The organism is Rhodoferax sp. (genome assembly GCF_010365055.1).
GTDB lineage: Bacteria > Pseudomonadota > Gammaproteobacteria > Burkholderiales > Burkholderiaceae_C > Rhodoferax.
In genome coordinates this window covers 1-17,665 of sequence record NZ_JAAFHA010000078.1, presented here as the reverse complement: position 1 = coordinate 17,665, position 17,665 = coordinate 1, and the positions used below count along the sequence as shown (strand labels likewise).

Here is a 17,665-nt window from a genome sequence, read left to right as displayed (position 1 = left end):
TCGTGCCATTACAACTTTCTCAGAATAACGCCATTAGACCATTGATTTCATTGGGTTTCGGTGGTGGTTCAGGCTTTGAACTGTCGAACCCGGGAGGTCAGTTTTGTTGCTCGAATTAAAAAATGCTTGTAGTGGCACGTTTGCTGTAATATGTAGTTCATAGTTACCGGCTTTGCGCTACACTTAGTGCCATGTTCATCAAAGTCACCCAATCGGGCTCTAGCAGGCTGCTGAAATATTGGTCTGCAAAACGACCCTCGGCACCCGCATGACGGGGATTTCTCGGGTCTGATTTCGCAATTCGGAAACTCGACTCTCATGAGCCCGATTTTTGGTGGTTTTGGGGGTGTTTTTCATCTAAATCCTGCCATCACGTCGTTTGCAGACGGATTTGTTCCAGGGTGCGCATGCGCGTAAGGTTGTAGGCCGCCATCGTCAGCACGAATAGCTGGTCCACCTTCTTCAAACCGCGCACCATCACTTGGCGAATCGGGCCAATGAACTTGGCCCAGCCAAACCCCTGTTCAATCAGTTTGCGCTTTTGCTGCGAGATAACATAGCCATCGCTGACCGCAATATGTTCGGGAACCGCTGACTTGCGGTTGCTGGTGTTTTGCGCCACATGGGGCAGCACCTTCATATCCACCAGTGCCTCAATGAACTCGGCTGCGTCGTAGCCCTTGTCGGCACCCAGCGTGATTTGGGCCTTCTCATCTGCGACCTGTTTCGCATCCGCAATCATCACCTTGGCCGCTTCCCGCTCGGCATAGCCATCTGCGGTGGTGACCACGGCGCTGGCAATCAGACCATGGCGGTTGTCGCTCAGGGTGTGACCCATAAAGCGCAACTCACTGCCTGTGTTGCCCTTGCGGTATAGCCGTGCATCTGCATCGGTGGTGGACTCATGGGTATCGTTGCTGCGGCTCTGGCCTTTGAAGTTGCCCGTGTCATCGTCGCTGCCGTCTTTGCGTGCGAAACTCTTGTGCCCGGCCCAGGCCTGAATGAGCGTGCCATCCACGCTGAAGTGCTCGCCCGAGAGCCAGTCGTTCTTGTTGGCAATGGCCAGAACTTCATTGAAGAGTTCGATGACTGCGTCATGTTCAATCAGGCGTTCACGGTTCTTGGTGAAGACCGTTGGGACCCAAACTGTGTCGTCCATGGACAGGCCTATGAACCAGCGAAACAACAGGTTGTATTGCGTCTGCTCCATCAGCAGACGTTCCGAGCGGACGCTGTAAAAGATTTGCAAAAGCATGGCGCGCAGCAACTTCTCTGGCGCAATGCTGGGACGTCCACCTTTGATGTCGGCGGCGTACATGCTTGAGAGCAAGGGCTCCAGATTCTTCAATGCCTGGTTGACCATCTTGCGCACTGGGCGAAGAGGGTGGTTCTCAGGCACGAAGTCGTCCAGACGACGCATGGTGAATAAGCTCTCGGTGAAGGTATTGGCTCCGCGCATGGTCTGGTGCTTGGGTGCTTGCAATATTGCTATGTATATAACGTTTGGGCAGGCTCAAAGGTGGACCTTGGGGCGAGGTATTTCAGCAGCCTGCTAGGCGCTATGCCCAACTGGTGGAGTCCTTCCGTAACGAAGAGGGCAAGCCCCGCCAACCCACCGCTTGCACGCTGGGTCGGCTGGAGGCCGGTGGCGAAGTCGACACCCTGATCGCCTCATTGCAACGCGCCCGTGGCATAGTCCCCGCTGTTGCTGCTCTGGATGGTTTGCGCTTTACCGACAGTCGCCAGGCCGGTGATGTATGGGCGCTGTCAGAGCTGTGGCGGTCTTTGGGCTTTGATGCCTTGGCTACTTCGTGGCGGCGCTCTAAAACCGAGGTCGACGTGCTGGCCTGCCTTCGCGCCATGGTCACCCGACTTCGACAGTTAAACGCGTAAGTCATTGATCCATATAGGGGGGCGATGCAATCGCTTCACTACAAAAGCGTTATCTGCGTGTTCAGGGTGGGTTTTTTGATCGTCAGTGCCGACAAAATATCAGTGTGTTCCTGGCCCCTGATGGCCACCCAAATTCCCCCACTTGTGGCCACCTCAAATTCCCCCACCCTGATGGTGGCGTGATGGCGGATTAAATCCGGCTGTTTGCCGCCACCCAAGTTGCAGCCACCGCAGACGGCCGAGACGGACACGGCATTGCCAACTTTTTCGACCCAACCTGCGGAGCTGCCATGAAGTCCTGGGCCAGCCTATTGCACATTTCTTTTTTGCTGTCAGGCTGTGCCACCGGTCCGCATGCCAATCCACGCGATCCGCTGGAACCCCTCAATCGTACGGTTTATCGGTTCAACGATGCCGTCGATAGCGCCCTCCTCAAGCCGGTGGCCACTGCTTACCATGAGGTCGTGCCGACACCGGTGCGTCACGGTATCAGCAATTTTTTTGACAACTTGCAGGACGCCTGGTCGTTTGCAAACAACGCCTTGCAATTGAAGGGACGTGCTGCGACCGACAGTCTGTCGCGTTTTGGTGTCAACACCTTCCTGGGTCTGGGCGGTATTCTGGACGTCGCCAGCGAGATGCATATTGAAAAACACACCAAAGATTTTGGCCATACCCTGGGTTTTTGGGGTGTTGCAGCCGGTCCGTATCTGGTTCTTCCATTGCTCGGACCTTCAAGCTTGCGCGATACGGCGGCACTTACAGTGGATCAACAAGGCGACATCGCTGCCAATATCACACATGTACCGACGCGCAATAGCGTCATGGTCGTCAGAATGATTGACGCCAGAGAGGGTTTGCTCAAAGCCACTGGGATGTTGGAGCAAGTGGCGCTGGACAAATATGCATTTACCCGTGATTTCTATCTACAACATCGCCGCAACACCATTTTCGATGGCAACCCACCGGACGACGATTCAGATCACCAATGCGCTGTCCTCGACTGATTTTCAAGTGCCTGCTATTTTTTATGCAGCTGCTTGCGCAATAAACACGGGGGCTAGAGGCCGAAAAGGCGTGAAACTCCGGCCGGCCGCCATTCGCACTGGAGCCGAACGGCGCCGGCATCGCCACGATCGATAGAATTTGGCCCTTGTTTCTGCACTCGATCGGCTGGCTTTGAACTTGAACCCCTTGGACTTGAATCGCTTTGACGCCGCCATTGTTGACCTTGATGGCACCATGGTTGACACATTGGACGACTTTTGTGTTGCGCTCAACCGGATGCTGGGCGACTTGCCTGCGCCTTTTGCCTCCCATCAAGTCGACCGCGCAACGGTCGCGCAGCTGGTCGGCAAAGGCTCAGAGCATTTGCTGAAAAGCGTGCTAGACCTCGTCAGCAGTGCTTCATTAGCTATTGATTCAGAAGCAAGCCGCGGATCGACTGCAGGCAACGAAGCCGACTTGCCGGATCTGCTCTACCCGCAGGCCTGGGCCAGCTACCAACGCCATTACCGCGCGGTCAATGGTCAATACGCCCGCATTTTCCCTGGCGTTGAGGGCGGGTTGCAGTATCTGCAAGCGCGCGGCTTGAAGCTGGCCTGCCTGACCAACAAACCGACGGCGTTCGCCCAGGCCTTATTGCAGGCAAAGGGGCTCGATGGCTTCTTTGATTTCACCTTTGGCGGCGATGCCTTTGAGCGCAAGAAACCAGACCCCTTGCCGCTGCTTGCCACCTGCGCCGCATTGGGCACGGCGCCGCAGCGCACCTTGATGATTGGGGATTCCAGCAATGACGCCCGGGCGGCGCATGCAGCGGGCTGCCCGCTGCTGCTGGTCACCTACGGCTACAACCACGGCGAGCCAATCCGCGCTGTGAAAGCCGACGCTTACATCGACTCCCTGCAGCAACTGATGGCGCCTGAATCCTAGGGAATCCGGAGCATCCCAGAGGCTCCGTCTGTTGACTCGTGCTCAGCGGTGCCCAACTTGAACACCGCCACGGTCTGGACCAGCGCCTGGGCGCGGGCTTTGAGGCTGCCGGCCGAGGCGGCCATTTCTTCGACCAGCGCGGCGTTTTGCTGCGTGACCTGGTCCATCTGGGCAATCGCCTCGCCGACCTGGGAAACGCCGTCGCTCTGGTCAGTGCTGGCGATGCTGATTTCAGCCATGATGTCGGTCACTTGGCGAATGCTGCTGACCACCTCGCTCATGGTGGCGCCGGCCCGGTCCACCAAGGCAGTGCCTTGTTCCACGCGCTCCACACTGGCGTTGATCAATGACTTGATCTCCCGCGCTGCCTCTGCCGAGCGCCCGGCGAGCGAGCGCACCTCGCTGGCCACCACCGCAAAACCACGACCCTGCTCGCCGGCCCGCGCCGCTTCCACGGCCGCGTTGAGCGCGAGGATGTTGGTCTGAAAGGCAATGCCGTCAATCACACTGATGATGTCGGAGATTTTGCGCGAGGCGTCGTTGATGCCCTTCATGGTGTCCACCACCTGGCTCACCACGTCACCGCCGCGCGCCGCCACGCTGCTGGCCTTCAAGGCCAACTCGTTGGCCTTGTGGGCGTTGTCGGCGTTTTGCTTGACGTTGGCGCTGAGCAACTCCATGGAGGCTGAGGTCTCTTCCAGCGAGCTGGCCTGACTCTCGGTGCGGGCCGACAGATCGAGGTCGCCCTGGGCAATCTCGGCGCTGGCGGTCGCCACGCTGTCGGCGTCGTCGCGGACCTCGGCCACCACGGTGCTCAGGTGCGCCTGCATGTCCTTGAGCGCCAGCAGCAAGAGCGCGGTTTCGCTCTTGCCGCTGGCCTCGAACTGCTGGCTCAGGTCGCCCGCGGCAACGGCGCGCGCCACGGCCACTGCCTGATTGAGCGGGCCGGTGATGGACCGAATGATCCAGGCCGCCATCAGCACCGCCAATACCATCGCGATGGCGAGTGTGGCCCAGATGACGAGCTTCATGCTGGTAGCGGCGTCCTGGGTGGCGTTGGTGGACTGGTTCAGCTGGCTGTCCAGATGCGTAAGCAGGCCATTGAGCGTGTCGAAGTAGGCTTCCTGCGCAGGCGCTACCTTGTCCATCAGCAGGGTGCGGGCCTCAAAAAATGAACCTGCATTGACCAGGGTCATCACTTCTGCCTGCATGGGGTCGTACTGGCGGCGCACCTGGGCCACCCTGGCCAGAACGGCCTTGCCCGTGTCGGACGTCATCTGCGCGTCAAGCCTGGCCAGGTTGGCATTGATGCGCACGCGCGCCGACTCGATGCGGTCCACCTCGGTTTTGATGCCGTCTGCGTCGCGCATCATCATGGTGTTGCGCAGCGCAATGGAGATCAGGTTCAGGTCGCCCTTGACTTCGTTGGTGGTGGCGATGCTCGGCACGCGCTCATCAATCACCTGGTTGAACAAGCTGCTCATGACCCCCACCTTGAGCAGCGACACGCCGCCCATGAGTGCAATCAGCAGGCCCAGCACGCCAAAGCCGAAGATCAAGCGGCTGGAAATTTTCAGGTTATTGAGGTTCACGAAGCGCGTCCTTGAAAAAAAATAAAACAGACCGGGCGGCAACGCCCGGTGATCACCCGGTCTTCGGGTTCGACTTAAAACGTTTCCCAGTCACCCTCACTGCCGCCGGCTGCGGGTGCCGCTTTGGGCCGGCTGGCGCGTGCCACCAACTCTGTGGGTGCCGTGGTGGCGGGCCTGCCGGCCGGGCTGCTGGCGCGCGAACGGGCTGCTGCCCCCTTGGGAATGCCAGCGCCGCGCCGCTCGGTGCCCTTGAACGGTGCCGCGCCCGGTTTGTTCGAGCGCACTGGCGCCAGCATGGCCACGCTGTGCTGGCTGTCCTGCGCGCCGAGCTTGAACACCGCCACCACTTGCACCAGCTCCTGGGCCTGCGATTTCAGGCTGCTGGCTGCGGCGGCCATTTCTTCGACCAGGGCCGCATTCTGCTGGGTGGCCTGATCCATTTGCGTCACCGCTTCACCGACTTGGGCCACGCCCTGGCGCTGTTCGTTGCTGGCGGCACTGATCTCGCCCATGATGTCCGTCACGCGTTTGATCGCGCTGACCACCTCGGTCATGGTGCTGCCGGCGCGGTCCACCAACGCGGTGCCTTGTTCGACCCGCTCCACGCTGGCGTTGATCAGGCTCTTGATCTCCTTGGCAGCTTCGGCCGAGCGCCCAGCCAGCGAGCGCACTTCAGAAGCCACTACGGCAAAGCCACGACCCTGTTCGCCAGCGCGCGCTGCTTCCACGGCTGCGTTGAGCGCCAGTATGTTGGTCTGGAAGGCTATGCCATCAATGACGCTGATGATGTCGCTGATTCTGCGCGAGGCGTCATTGATGCCTTTCATGGTGTCCACCACCTGCGCGACCACGTCGCCGCCCTGCACGGCGACCGTGCTGGCGCTCAGGGCCAGTTGATTGGCCTGGCGGGCGTTGTCGGCGTTGGCTTTGACGGTCGAGCTGAGCTGCTCCATGGACGCGGCAGTTTGTTCCAGCGCGCTGGCCTGGCTCTCGGTGCGGGCAGAGAGGTCACTGTTGCCTTGCGCAATTTCGGCGCTGGCGGTGGCCACGCCCTCAGAACCCTGACGCACGTTGGTGACGACGCTGGCCAGGCTGGTTTGCATGTGGGCAAAGCCACGCATCAAGGCCGATATTTCGTCGGTGCCGTTGGTGACTCTGATGGTTTGGCTCAAATCGCCTTGCGCCACCGCTTCGGAGATCTTGACCGCCCGTGCCAGGGGGTTGGCAATGCCGCGCGCCAACATCCAGCCAAACCAGGCGGCAAACAAAAGTCCGATGGCGATGGAGGCGATGGAGACCGCACGGATCGTCTGGTAGCGGGCGCTGTCAGTCTCGAAGCCCCGCTTGGCCTCCTCCAGCTGGAATTTTTGCAGGGCATCAGCAGCATCGCGCGCGGTGTCAAAGGCGGGGCGGATTTTTTCCACCACAAGCTGCCGCGTGGTGGGCAGGTCGTTGGCGTGCAAGGCAGCGACGGCAGGTCGCAGACCCTCTTGCACATACTGGGCGCGCTTGTCGGCGTAGGCGTTGGCCAGCTGCGCCTCTTCAGGGGATTTGGGCCCGGCCAAGTAGACGTTCCAGATCTTGCTGATTTTGGCAATATCGGCTTCGACCTCGTCACCCGCGCGCTTGATGCTCTCGGGCGTCTGCTCAATGACGGCGTTGGCAATCATCAGGCGGTTGCGCAACATCAGGTATTTGATGTTGCCGATGCTGGCAATTTGGACGGTGGAGTCCTTGTAGGCGGTATCAAGCGCCTCGTCGCTTTTCTTCATGCCATACAGGCCAATGGCGCCAATCAACACCAGCAGCATGGCCATCACGCCGATCAGGATAGCAAGCCGGGTGGAAATCTTCAGTCTATTCATTCACTTTGGCTCCAGGTGACCGTGCACGGCAAAGCCGCCATCATAAAGCCGCCGCAAGCGCCGACTCGCTCACGAATTTCTCCAAATTTCTAAGTCATTTACCGCCAGGGCATTGAACGCGAACAGGACGGTGCCGAGCGCCAGCGCCAAGTACTTAACGAGCTCAATTGCTTGTCCAGCTCGAATTGAAGAGCGCGCGTGTGTCCCAACGGGTGGTCAACAGGCGGTGCAATTTCAGCTTGCGGTGTTACCGCGATAGCGCTGAGCCGGACGACCAGAACGCGTGCTTTCTCCGATTCGCAAAGGCTATTTGACGCCCAGTAGCGCCTCCTTGAGGCGCCAGTCCGCGGGTGACGGGCCCAGCCAGATCGACATCATGGCTTTGAAGAATGCCGGCTCCTTGAACGCTTCGCTTTGCAATTTTCCTCTGAAAGTGGTGGTCATGCCGGTGCCGGGAATCCACTCGAGCTGGATCACATCGCCAGCGACCATCGACTTGTTGGCAGAAAAAATATCGCCCATGCGGATCAGACCGGGGATCAACTTGGACATTTCAGCCCGAGGGGTATTGTCTTCAATGCCGCGCGTGAGCAACTTACCCAAGGCGCCGGCATCGACTTCACGCAGCATGGTCATGGTCAGGCGCTTGGGGCCGGGCGCTGCCACGAGTTCGTCGAGAGAATTGACTTTTTTGCTGGCATAAAGATCGGCAACATAGACTTTGAACGGGCCCTTGTAGCGGGTGCCTGCACCATTGAGTTGCAGCGTGACACCATTCACCGTGGCGCTTTCTTCGACCTTGACACCATTGATGTCCAGACTGGCCGCCAGGGCGGGCAGCGCGAACAGACTGACGCTGACCGCAAGCACCAGATGTTGAATGAGCTTCATGAGATTCCTTTAAATAGAACGACCGTACTAATAAGTCGATGGTGGCATTTTGGGGTCATTGTCGGCGCGGCGCAAGAGGGTTTTCGCTTAGGGTTTTTGATCGCCTGTCCCGAACGGGACGGTGGGTCGGTCAGTGGGCCAGGGTTTGCTACACTGGCGCGCATGTTCATTCACCGCATCACCATCACAGGTTGTAGCGACCGGGGAGCCTGGCCCTGGCGGGCGTTGCCTGCAACGCTGGCTTGCGCCTGATTTTCGTATTTCTTGTTGTTTGACTGGACCGCAGCACCTGTGCTGCCCACTGCGCCCGATTTGACCGACTGCGCGTGCGAGCACCCGAAGCCGGCGCAAGACCCTTATAGGTTCGGTACTGCATTGAAAGAACCCACGCCGTGATCTCTGAACTTGAATTCAAAAGCCTGAGCGCCCAGGGCTACAACCGCATTCCCTTGCTGGCAGAAGCCTTTGCCGATCTGGAAACCCCCTTGTCGCTGTACCTGAAGCTGGCCTATTCCAAAGACAGCGGCAAGTACAGCTTTTTGCTGGAGTCCGTGGTGGGCGGCGAGCGCTTTGGCCGCTACAGCTTCATTGGCCTGCCGGCGCGCACGCTGTTGCGCTCGATGGGCTTTGGACCTGATGCGCGCACTGAGGTCGTGACCGACGGGGCGGTGGTCGAAACCTCGACGGTCAATCCGTTGGATTTCATCTCGGACTACCAAAAGCGTTTCAAGGTCGCGCTGCGCCCAGGGCTGCCGCGATTTTGTGGCGGCCTGGCCGGCTACTTTGGCTACGACGCCGTGCGCTACATCGAGAAGAAGCTGCAGGCCAGCTGCCCGCCCGATACCCTGGGCTGCCCTGATATTTTGCTGCTGCAGTGCGAGGAGCTGGCGGTGATCGACAACCTGTCGGGCAAGCTGTATCTGATCGTCTACGCCGACCCGGCCCGACCCGAAGCCTATGCCAATGCCAAGAAGCGCCTGCGCGAGCTCAAGGAGCAGCTCAAATACTCGGTCAGCGCCCCCGTGGTCAAACCGACGCAGAGCTACCCGCCTGAGCGTGACTTTGCCAAGGCCGACTACCTCGCCGCCGTGGAGCGTGCCAAAGCTTTGATAGCGGATGGCGACTTCATGCAGGTGCAGGTGGGCCAGCGAATCAAGAAGCGCTACACCGAGTCGCCACTCAGCCTGTACCGGGCGCTGCGTTCGCTCAACCCCAGTCCGTACATGTATTACTACCACTTTGGCGACTTTCACGTGGTCGGGGCCAGTCCGGAGATTCTGGTGCGCCAGGAGCAGATCAGCTGCGACGGACAGACCGAGCAAAAAATCACGATACGTCCGCTGGCCGGCACCCGGCCCCGCGGCGCCACGCCCGAGAAGGACAAGGCGGCCGAGGTGGAGTTGCTGAACGACCCGAAGGAACGCGCCGAGCACGTGATGCTGATTGACCTGGCGCGCAACGACATTGGCCGCATTGCCAAGATCGGCAGTGTGAAGGTAACGGAAGCCTTTAGCGTGGAGCGCTACAGCCATGTGATGCACATCGTGAGCAACGTCGAGGGCACGCTCAATGACGGCATGACCAGCATGGACGTGCTCAGGGCCACCTTCCCGGCCGGCACGCTGACCGGCGCGCCCAAAGTGCACGCCATGGAGCTGATCGACCAGCTGGAGCCGACCAAACGCGGGCTTTACGGCGGCGCCTGCGGTTACCTGAGCTACGCCGGCGACATGGATGTTGCGATCGCGATCCGCACCGGCATCATCAAGGACCAGACGCTGTATGTGCAGGCGGCGGCCGGCATCGTGGCCGACTCGGTGCCGGAGCTGGAATGGCGCGAGACTGAAGCCAAGGCGCGCGCACTGCTCAGGGCCGCCGAGCTGGTGGAGGAGGGACTGGAATGAAGCCGCTTTTGTCGCGCGGGCGGCGTTGGGGCTTGCTGGCGCTCGCGCTGGGCCTGGTGGGTGCGTCTCTGGCCTTCAATCTTGCGCGCGAGCACGAGCAGACGGCGGCAGCGGAACTGGAGCGTCTGACGACACAGTCGAAGGTGATTGAGGACAACCTGACGCGCCAGCTGACTGCCATCAATCTGAGCCTGGAGTCCCTTCGGGTCGAGTTGCCTGGTTGGAGAGATGGCCCTGATGGCCCGGTTGCCGGCGTGCAGCACATGAAGAGCCTGGAGGCAGCAATGCCATCGGTGCGCACTTTCATGGCAATTGATGTCAACGGCGTCGTCACCCTGTCAAACCGTGAAGCGCTGATTGGGCTCAATGCGTCCCAACGAGACTACTTTCAGGCGCCCTTGCAGTCGCTGAACCCCAACATCCTGTTTGTCAGCCCGCCGTTCAAAACCGTGCTGAACAAATACGTCATCAACCTGAGCCGGGTCGTGCTTGACCGTCAAGGCCAGTTTGCCGGCGTGGTGTCGGCAGCCGTTGACCCGGTGGACATCCAGACATTGCTCAACTCGGTGCGCTACGCCGATGACATGCGGTCGATGCTGGTGCACGGTGACGGCACGGTCTTTATCAGTCAACCCACCCTGGTCGACGTGATCGGCAAGAATATATCGGTGCCGGGTTCCTTTTTCAGGCAGCATCTGGAGAGCAAACGCCCGGTCAGCCATTTCGAAGGTATTTCCCCGGCCACCGGCGACAAACGACTGCCCGTGCTGCGTACCGTCCAGCCGGCTGAGCTGGCCATGGACAAGCCGCTGGTCGTGTCGCTCAGCCGCGACCCGGATGCCGTTTTTGCCCATTGGCAGCGCGATGTCAGGAACCAATCGGTCGCTTACCTGCTGCTGGTCTTGCTCAGCGCCCTGGGTCTGATCATTTACCAGCGTTGGCAGGTGCGCCAGGGCCGCTTTGAAGAGCGGCTCAGACTCGCCACGCAAGCCAGCGGCGTGGGTATTTGGGAATACGACCTGGCAAGCAAGCGCTACGACTGGGACGCCGCCATGTTCGAGTTGTTTGGGTTGAACCCTGAGAAGGCCAACGCCCTCAATAACGACTGGCTGCAGACGCTGTTGCCGGGTGAGGCACAGCGCATGAAGGACGCCACCCGCGCCACCATCAAGCAGGGCCAGGTGTTTGACATGACGTTTCAAATTCGGCGGGCAGACGGCCAACTGCGCTTCATGCGCAACCGAGCCGCGCTGCACTGCGACCAGCAGGGTGCACCCTGTCGCCTGGTCGGTGCCACCGAGGACGTGACCGAGCGCAAGCAGCGCGAGGCAGATTTGCGCATTGCCGCCGCCGCATTTGACTGTCAGGAGAGCATTGTCGTGACCGATCCGGACAAAGTCATTCTGCGGGTGAACCGGGCGTTTTCCGGCTTGTTCGGCTACACCGCAGAGGAAGCGCTGGGCCAGACGCCACGACTTTTTAAATCAGGTCGGCATGAGCAGTCCTTTTATGCCGCCATGTGGGAGTGCATCAAGCGCGACGGCGCCTGGCAGGGCGAAGTGTGGAACCGCAAGAAGAGCGGGGAAATCTTTCCTGATCTGCTCAGCATTACCGCTGTCCACAACGACCAGCAGGAGGTGACGCATTACGTCGGTACCCATGTCGACCTCACGGAGCGCAAGGCGGCGCAGGCAGCGATTGAGAAGCTGGCCTTTTACGACGCATTGACGGGCTTGCCGAATCGGCGCTTGCTGGATGACCGACTGCATCAGGCACTGAGCAATGCCAGGCGCAACAAGACGCACCTGGCGTTGCTGTTTATTGACCTGGACAAGTTCAAGCCCGTCAATGATGATTTTGGCCACGCGGTGGGCGATGAACTGCTGCTGGCCGTGGCGCAGCGCTTGCAGACCTGCGTGCGCGAGTCGGATGCGGTAGCGCGCGTCGGCGGTGACGAGTTTGTGGTGCTGCTGTCTGCCATTGAGGCGGCACCGGATGCAAGCGCTGTGGCCCGGAAGATTCACGACGCCCTGATTGCTCCCTTTGTCTTGTCGCAAGGGCAAAGCGTGACTATTTCATCGAGCACGGGCATCGCCATTTACCCGGAACATGGCAGCAATGATGCTGAGCTGACACAGCACGCGGATGCCGCCATGTACCAGGCCAAGGCGGCCGGGCGGGACCGGTTTGAGGTGTACACGCCGGCCGCTGACAGTGCCAGTTCGCAACCACGCGCTGAGGGTGGCGGCGCTGACAGCCCCATTGAGAATCCATGACTATCGAACGGACAGACGCATGAAACTCTTGATGATCGACAACTACGACAGCTTCACCTACAACATCGTGCAGTACCTGGGCGAGCTGGGCGCCGAGGTGACGGTGGCGCGCAACGACGAAATCACGATCGATGAGATTGACGCGCGGCTCACGGCGGGGCAACTGGACCGGCTGGTGATTTCGCCCGGCCCCTGCTCGCCGACCGAGGCCGGTATCTCGGTGGCGGCCGTCCAGCACCTGGCAGGAAGACTGCCCATTTTGGGTGTGTGCCTGGGGCATCAGGCGATTGGCGCGGCCTTTGGCGGCAAGATCATCCGCGCGCAGCAGCTGATGCACGGCAAGACCAGTGTGATCACCACGACGCAGGAGGGTGTTTTTGCCGGTTTGCCTGCGCAGTTCACCGTCAACCGCTACCACTCGCTCTCCATTGAGCGCGCCACTTGCCCGCCGTGCCTGAAAATCACCGCCTGGACCGATGATGGCGAAATCATGGGCATCAAGCACACCAGCCTGGACATCGAAGGTGTGCAGTTCCATCCGGAAAGCATCTTGACCGAGCACGGGCACGCGATGCTGAAGAACTTCCTGAAACCTCGTGAATAGTATTCGCTATTTGTTTATATAGCTACTCACGCTTATTCCATAAGGGCTAGAGGCAAAAATGACTCATAAGAGTAATGAAATAAAGGTCGACCTGCGTAGCGACACTGTGACGCAGCCGACCCCCGCCATGCGCGCGGCCATGCTGGCAGCCCCCTTGGGCGACGACGTGTTTGGCGATGACCCCAGCGTCAACGCCTTGCAGGACAAACTGGCGGCGCTGCTGGGTTTTGAGGCGGCGCTTTTTGTGCCCACCGGCACGCAGAGCAACTTGTGCGCCATCCTGGCGCATTGCCAACGCGGCGACGAGTACATCGTGGGTCAGTACGCGCACTGTTACCGCTGGGAGGGCGGCGGTGCGGCGGTGTTTGGCAGCGTGCAGCCGCAGCCCTTGAACCACCAGCCCGATGGCACGTTGCTGCTGGCCGATATTGAAGAAGCCATCAAGCCCGACGACGAACACTTTGCCCGCACCCGGCTGCTGGCGCTGGAAAACACGCTGGGTGGCAAGTTGCTGCCGTTTGACTATGTGCAGCAGGCCACTGAGCTGGCCAGGTCCAGGGGCCTGAGCCGTCATCTGGATGGCGCGCGCTTGTTCAACGCGGCGGTTGCGCAGGCGGCCACTCAGGGCACTGACGCGCTGGTCGAGGCGCGTCGCATCGCCCAGTGCTTTGACAGCGTTTCGGTTTGCCTGAGCAAGGGCCTGGGCGCGCCGGTTGGCTCGGTCTTGTGCGGCAGCCGGGACTTCATCGCCCGCGCCCACCGCATCCGCAAAATGGCGGGCGGCGGCATGCGCCAGTCAGGTCTGCTGGCGGCGGCGGGCACGTACGCGCTGGACCATCACGTGGCGCGGCTGGCCGACGACCACGCACTCATCCAACGGCTGGCTGACGGCCTGAGCAAGCTGGCGGGCCTCGTTGTGGAGCCGGCGCAGACCAATATCTTGTTTGTCGATCTGGTGGGTGAGGCCAAAGCGCGCGCCGCCGAGTTGATCCCCTACCTGGCCGCGCGCGGCATTCTGGTCACCGGCCTGTACCGCCTGCGGTTTGTGACGCATCTGGACGTCGATGCGGCGGGTATTGACCGCGCCGTGGCGGCGATGCGTGATTTTTTGGTGGGCAGACCGTGAGTCGTTGGCCGTGCTGACCGAATTTTGGAATTTGACGCGATGACCCTGGTTGCCGGTATTGAGCTTCTCGGCCTTTTCATTGCGTCGGGGCTGGGCATAACGAGGTCGCGCTTTTTTCTGCGCGGACTGGTTTTCAATTTCAATGGCCGGTGGGTCAACCTGGGCTATGCGGCCGTGGGCGCGGCCGTGTCCCGGCGCTTGGCCCTACGGCAGCAAGGCATGAATTGGCCGCAGCGCTCGGCTGGCGTGATGTTCATCGGATTTGGCCTGAAACAGGCCTTGACGGACAATCCACTTTCCTGAAGCCTTGCACGACAAACTGAAGCTGCGTGAGCCAACGCTTTCCTCAACTTAAGACCATGCCGAACACCCACAAAATCACCCCGCAAGAAGCGTTGCTGCGCACCATCGAGCACCGCGAGATTTTTCACGACGAGATGCTGCACATCGTGCGCGGCATCATGACGGGTGAGTGGTCGCCCGTCATGATCGCAGCCCTGATCACCGGCCTGCGCGTCAAAAAGGAAACCATCGGCGAAATCACGGCGGCCGCGCAGGTGATGCGCGAGTTCTCCACCAAGGTCAACGTTGCTGACCCAACCCATCTGGTCGACATTGTGGGCACCGGCGGTGACGGCTCGCACACTTTCAACATTTCAACCTGCGCCATGTTTGTCGCCGCTGCTGCGGGGGCCCGGGTCAGCAAGCACGGTGGCCGCAGCGTCAGCAGCAAGAGCGGCAGCGCCGACGTGATGGAGTCGCTGGGCGTCAACATCAACCTGTCGCCTGAGGCCATTGCCCAGTGCATTGAACAGGTGGGGGTCGGCTTCATGTTTGCCCCCAACCACCATCCGGCCATGAAAAACGTGGCACCCGTGCGCAAGGAGTTGGGCATCAAGACCATCTTCAATCTGCTCGGGCCGCTGACCAACCCGGCGGGAGCCCCCAATATCCTGATGGGTGTGTTTCACCCGGACCTGGTGGGTATTCAGGTGCGCGCGCTGCAGCGTCTGGGCGCCGAGCATGCGGTTGTGGTGTATGGCAAAGACGGTATGGACGAAGTGTCGCTGGGCGCGACCACGCTGGTCGGAGAGCTCAAAAATGGTGAAATCACCGAGTACGAGATTCACCCGGAAGACTTCGGTATGGTGATGGCCAGTAACCGCGCGCTCAAGGTGGAAACGCCGGAGCAGTCCAAAACCATGCTGCTGGGGGTGCTGGACAACGTGCCAGGGGCGCCCAAAGACATCGTGATTCTCAATGCCGGTGTGGCGCTGTACGCGGCCAATGTCGTGCCGACGATGAGCGCTGGCGTTGCCAAAGCACGAGCAACCATTGAATCTGGCGCGGCCAAAACCAAGCTGGCGCAACTTGTTGCCCTGTCCCAACAACTGAAAGGCACAGCGAAGTGACCGATATTCTGGAAAAAATAGTGGCTGTCAAACGCCAGGAAATCGCCGCAGCCATTGCCCGCAAACCCTTGGCTGCCATGCGCGCCGATGCCGAGTCGCGTGTGCTGACGCGGGATTTTGTCGCCGCCCTGCGCAGCAAGATCGCCGCCGGGCAGCCCGCGGTGATTGCCGAGATCAAGAAAGCCAGCCCCTCCAAAGGCGTGCTGCGCGAGGATTTTATCCCCGCCGACATCGCACAGGCCTATGCAGAGCATGGTGCAGCTTGTTTGTCAGCACTGACTGACCTGCAGTTTTTTCAGGGTTGTGTTGACTACCTCAAGCAGGCCCGTGCTTCCTGTCAGTTGCCGGTGCTGCGCAAAGACTTCATGGTGGACGCCTATCAAATCTATGAATCGCGTGCCTGTGGGGCCGATGCCGTATTGCTGATTGCGGCCATTCTGGATGATGCGCAAATGAAAGACTTTGAAGCGATTGCGCGCAGCCTGGACATGGCCGTGCTGGTGGAGGTGCACGATGCGCCCGAGCTGGCGCGCGCGCTCAAGCTCAAAACGCCGCTGATCGGCGTCAACAACCGCAATCTCAAAACTTTTGAGGTCTCGCTGGACACCACCTTGGCGCTCATGCGCGAACTGCCTGCCGACCGTTTGCTGGTCTGCGAGAGCGGCATCCACACCCGCGACGACGTGCTGCGCATGGGGGCGGCCGGTGTCAACGCGTTTCTGGTGGGTGAGGCTTTCATGCGCGCGCCAGATCCGGGCCTGGCTTTGGCGCAAATGTTTGCCACAAGCTGACATGTTCGCTCCTGATGTGCCCCGTTTGACCGACTGGGCGCCTGAGCGCTGGCCGGTGGCGGCCGATTGGCGTCCTGTGGTGGAGCAGTTTTTGACCAGCGCAGTGGGTGAGGCGTTGGCGCAATTTCTGCGGGCGCGGCTGGCCCGTGGCGCCATTATTTTTCCACCGCAGCCCTTGCGGGCGCTGGTATTGACCCCGCGGGTCCGAGTCAAAGTCGTCATTTTGGGTCAAGACCCCTACCACGGCCCCGGTCAGGCCGAGGGCTTGGCGTTTTCGGTGGCGCCCGGTGTCAAGCCGCCACCGTCATTGCGCAATATTTTCAAAGAGATCGCCCAGGACCCCTTGCTGGGCCCAGGCAACTTAATTCCACAGGGCGACGGCTCACTGGTCGCCTGGGCGCGCCAGGGTGTCTTGCTGCTCAACAGCTGCCTCACCGTAGAGGAGGGCCAGCCCGCCAGTCATCATCAGCGAGGGTGGGAGACGCTGACCGATGAAGTGGTCAAGGCGGTTGCATCAAAAGCCGAGCCGGTGGTGTTCCTGTTGTGGGGCGCCCACGCGCAGGCGAAGCAGCATCTGATCGCGGCGACTGCCAGGCAGGGCGGTCGTGCCACGGCCGACCATCTGGTGCTGACCGCCAACCACCCATCGCCCCTGTCCGCCCGCCGCCCGCCCTTGCCATTTCTGGGCTGCGGGCATTTTGGTCTGGCAAACGCTTATCTGCTGCAGCATGGCTGCGCGCCGATTGCCTGGTAAACAAAAGATCTTCATTTGAGCTCGTGTCCATGCTGTTTTTCCGTGGCATAATCCACGGTTCACCAAGGAGAGGTGGCCGAGTGGTTAATGGCAGCAGACTGTAAATCTGCCCTCTTACGAGTACGATGGTTCGAATCCATCCCTCTCCACCAGTGATAATTGAATGTTGGTTCGCCGTCGGAGCGCGTGTTCATGTGTATGCGGGGACGCTGCAGCGGCTGCTTGTTTTGCAAGCTTGTGCGGGGTTCGTATAGTGGTAATACCTTAGCCTTCCAAGCTAAAGCGAGGAGTTCGATTCTCCTACCCCGCTCCATATTTCATGTGCTGGGATGGTTATGTAGTTTTAGGTTGATCTGTATTTGACGGGTCACACAAGCCCATTTGGCTCAGTGGCAGAGCACCCCCTTGGTAAGGGGGAGGTCCCGGGTCCGATTCCCGGAATGGGCACCATGATTTTTGATTTGACAGTCCTTCACTTTTCGGAGTCTGAAAATGGGAAAAGAAAAATTTTCGCGTAGCAAGCCGCACGTCAACGTCGGCACCATCGGCCACGTCGACCACGGCAAGACCACCCTGACGGCGGCCATCACCAGCGTGCTGGCGGCCAAATTTGGCGGCACCGCCA

15 protein-coding genes, 3 tRNA genes and 1 pseudogene are annotated in these 17,665 nt (G+C 60.3%); 15 read left to right on the top strand and 4 right to left on the bottom strand.

The window, feature by feature from the left end:
- Positions 1 to 370: 370 nt before the first annotated feature.
- A complete protein-coding gene (locus GZ093_RS15565) occupies positions 371 to 1,459 on the bottom strand; it encodes an IS5 family transposase (protein ID WP_296487519.1) in 1,089 nt (362 codons plus the stop codon).
- A gap of 44 nt (positions 1,460 to 1,503) precedes the next feature.
- Here GZ093_RS15565 and GZ093_RS15560 point away from each other — a divergent pair.
- From GZ093_RS15560 to gph, 3 genes and pseudogenes are all read left to right on the top strand, one after another.
- A pseudogene (locus tag GZ093_RS15560) lies at positions 1,504 to 1,683 on the top strand (hypothetical protein); the annotation flags it as partial.
- A 500-nt stretch (positions 1,684 to 2,183) separates the two neighbouring features.
- Positions 2,184 to 2,900 carry a VacJ family lipoprotein gene (locus GZ093_RS15555; RefSeq protein ID WP_296487514.1) on the top strand — a complete coding sequence of 239 codons (717 nt, stop codon included), beginning with the start codon at positions 2,184 to 2,186 and terminating at the stop codon, positions 2,898 to 2,900.
- A gap of 178 nt (positions 2,901 to 3,078) precedes the next feature.
- A complete protein-coding gene (gene gph, locus GZ093_RS15550) occupies positions 3,079 to 3,825 on the top strand; it encodes a phosphoglycolate phosphatase (RefSeq protein ID WP_296487512.1) in 747 nt (248 codons plus the stop codon).
- Here gph and GZ093_RS15545 read toward each other — a convergent pair.
- The 3 genes from GZ093_RS15545 to GZ093_RS15535 form a co-directional block, all read right to left on the bottom strand.
- On the bottom strand, positions 3,822 to 5,417 hold the full coding sequence (locus GZ093_RS15545; protein ID WP_296487509.1) for a methyl-accepting chemotaxis protein: 1,596 nt from the start codon (positions 5,415 to 5,417) through the stop codon (positions 3,822 to 3,824). The two genes, gph and GZ093_RS15545, sit on opposite strands and share 4 nt — an antisense overlap.
- 74 nt (positions 5,418 to 5,491) lie before the next feature.
- Positions 5,492 to 7,282, bottom strand: coding sequence for a methyl-accepting chemotaxis protein (locus GZ093_RS15540; RefSeq protein WP_296487506.1), 1,791 nt, complete (start codon positions 7,280 to 7,282; stop codon positions 5,492 to 5,494).
- A 306-nt stretch (positions 7,283 to 7,588) separates the two neighbouring features.
- Complete coding sequence (locus GZ093_RS15535; protein ID WP_296487505.1) at positions 7,589 to 8,173, bottom strand: chalcone isomerase family protein; 585 nt, start codon at positions 8,171 to 8,173, stop codon at positions 7,589 to 7,591.
- A 392-nt stretch (positions 8,174 to 8,565) separates the two neighbouring features.
- On the opposite strand from GZ093_RS15535, the gene trpE reads away from it, so the two are divergent.
- From trpE to GZ093_RS15475, 12 genes are all read left to right on the top strand, one after another.
- Complete coding sequence (gene trpE, locus GZ093_RS15530; protein ID WP_296487501.1) at positions 8,566 to 10,077, top strand: anthranilate synthase component I; 1,512 nt, start codon at positions 8,566 to 8,568, stop codon at positions 10,075 to 10,077.
- Positions 10,074 to 12,353, top strand: a complete 2,280-nt coding sequence (locus GZ093_RS15525) for a diguanylate cyclase (RefSeq protein ID WP_296487499.1) — start codon at positions 10,074 to 10,076, stop codon at positions 12,351 to 12,353. Before trpE ends, GZ093_RS15525 begins: the two co-directional genes overlap by 4 nt.
- 19 nt (positions 12,354 to 12,372) lie before the next feature.
- The gene (locus GZ093_RS15520) at positions 12,373 to 12,957 is read left to right on the top strand and encodes an aminodeoxychorismate/anthranilate synthase component II (RefSeq protein WP_296487497.1); all 585 of its coding nucleotides are present in this window, start codon (positions 12,373 to 12,375) and stop codon (positions 12,955 to 12,957) included.
- Between the two features lie 58 nt (positions 12,958 to 13,015).
- A complete protein-coding gene (gene ltaE / locus GZ093_RS15515) occupies positions 13,016 to 14,083 on the top strand; it encodes a low-specificity L-threonine aldolase (RefSeq protein WP_296487493.1) in 1,068 nt (355 codons plus the stop codon).
- 39 nt (positions 14,084 to 14,122) lie between these two features.
- Positions 14,123 to 14,386, top strand: coding sequence for a hypothetical protein (locus GZ093_RS15510; RefSeq protein ID WP_296487490.1), 264 nt, complete (start codon positions 14,123 to 14,125; stop codon positions 14,384 to 14,386).
- Between the two features lie 56 nt (positions 14,387 to 14,442).
- Positions 14,443 to 15,495: an anthranilate phosphoribosyltransferase gene (gene trpD / locus GZ093_RS15505; RefSeq protein ID WP_296487487.1), complete on the top strand. Its 1,053-nt coding sequence runs from the start codon at positions 14,443 to 14,445 to the stop codon at positions 15,493 to 15,495.
- Positions 15,492 to 16,286, top strand: a complete 795-nt coding sequence (trpC, locus tag GZ093_RS15500; protein ID WP_296487485.1) for an indole-3-glycerol phosphate synthase TrpC — start codon at positions 15,492 to 15,494, stop codon at positions 16,284 to 16,286. The genes trpD and trpC overlap by 4 nt, the downstream gene beginning before the upstream one ends.
- Before the next feature lies 1 nt (position 16,287).
- Positions 16,288 to 17,040, top strand: coding sequence for a uracil-DNA glycosylase (locus GZ093_RS15495; protein WP_296487483.1), 753 nt, complete (start codon positions 16,288 to 16,290; stop codon positions 17,038 to 17,040).
- A 66-nt stretch (positions 17,041 to 17,106) separates the two neighbouring features.
- Positions 17,107 to 17,192: transfer RNA gene (locus GZ093_RS15490), tRNA-Tyr, on the top strand.
- An 87-nt stretch (positions 17,193 to 17,279) separates the two neighbouring features.
- Positions 17,280 to 17,353, top strand: a tRNA-Gly gene (locus GZ093_RS15485).
- A gap of 62 nt (positions 17,354 to 17,415) precedes the next feature.
- A tRNA-Thr gene (locus GZ093_RS15480) sits at positions 17,416 to 17,490 on the top strand.
- Between the two features lie 42 nt (positions 17,491 to 17,532).
- On the top strand, positions 17,533 to 17,665 hold a 133-nt coding region (locus GZ093_RS15475; RefSeq protein ID WP_296487517.1), incomplete at its 3' end, for a GTP-binding protein.

Coding starts and splice junctions, on each gene's coding strand:
- GZ093_RS15520 (WP_296487497.1), top strand. CDS start 12,373: ATGAAACTCTTGATGATCGACAACTACGACAGCTTCACCTACAACATC.
- GZ093_RS15535 (WP_296487505.1), bottom strand. CDS start 8,173: ATGAAGCTCATTCAACATCTGGTGCTTGCGGTCAGCGTCAGTCTGTTC.
- GZ093_RS15525 (WP_296487499.1), top strand. CDS start 10,074: ATGAAGCCGCTTTTGTCGCGCGGGCGGCGTTGGGGCTTGCTGGCGCTC.
- GZ093_RS15495 (WP_296487483.1), top strand. CDS start 16,288: ATGTTCGCTCCTGATGTGCCCCGTTTGACCGACTGGGCGCCTGAGCGC.
- GZ093_RS15555 (WP_296487514.1), top strand. CDS start 2,184: ATGAAGTCCTGGGCCAGCCTATTGCACATTTCTTTTTTGCTGTCAGGC.
- GZ093_RS15540 (WP_296487506.1), bottom strand. CDS start 7,282: ATGAATAGACTGAAGATTTCCACCCGGCTTGCTATCCTGATCGGCGTG.
- GZ093_RS15510 (WP_296487490.1), top strand. CDS start 14,123: ATGACCCTGGTTGCCGGTATTGAGCTTCTCGGCCTTTTCATTGCGTCG.
- ltaE (WP_296487493.1), top strand. CDS start 13,016: ATGACTCATAAGAGTAATGAAATAAAGGTCGACCTGCGTAGCGACACT.
- trpD (WP_296487487.1), top strand. CDS start 14,443: ATGCCGAACACCCACAAAATCACCCCGCAAGAAGCGTTGCTGCGCACC.
- GZ093_RS15565 (WP_296487519.1), bottom strand. CDS start 1,459: ATGCGCGGAGCCAATACCTTCACCGAGAGCTTATTCACCATGCGTCGT.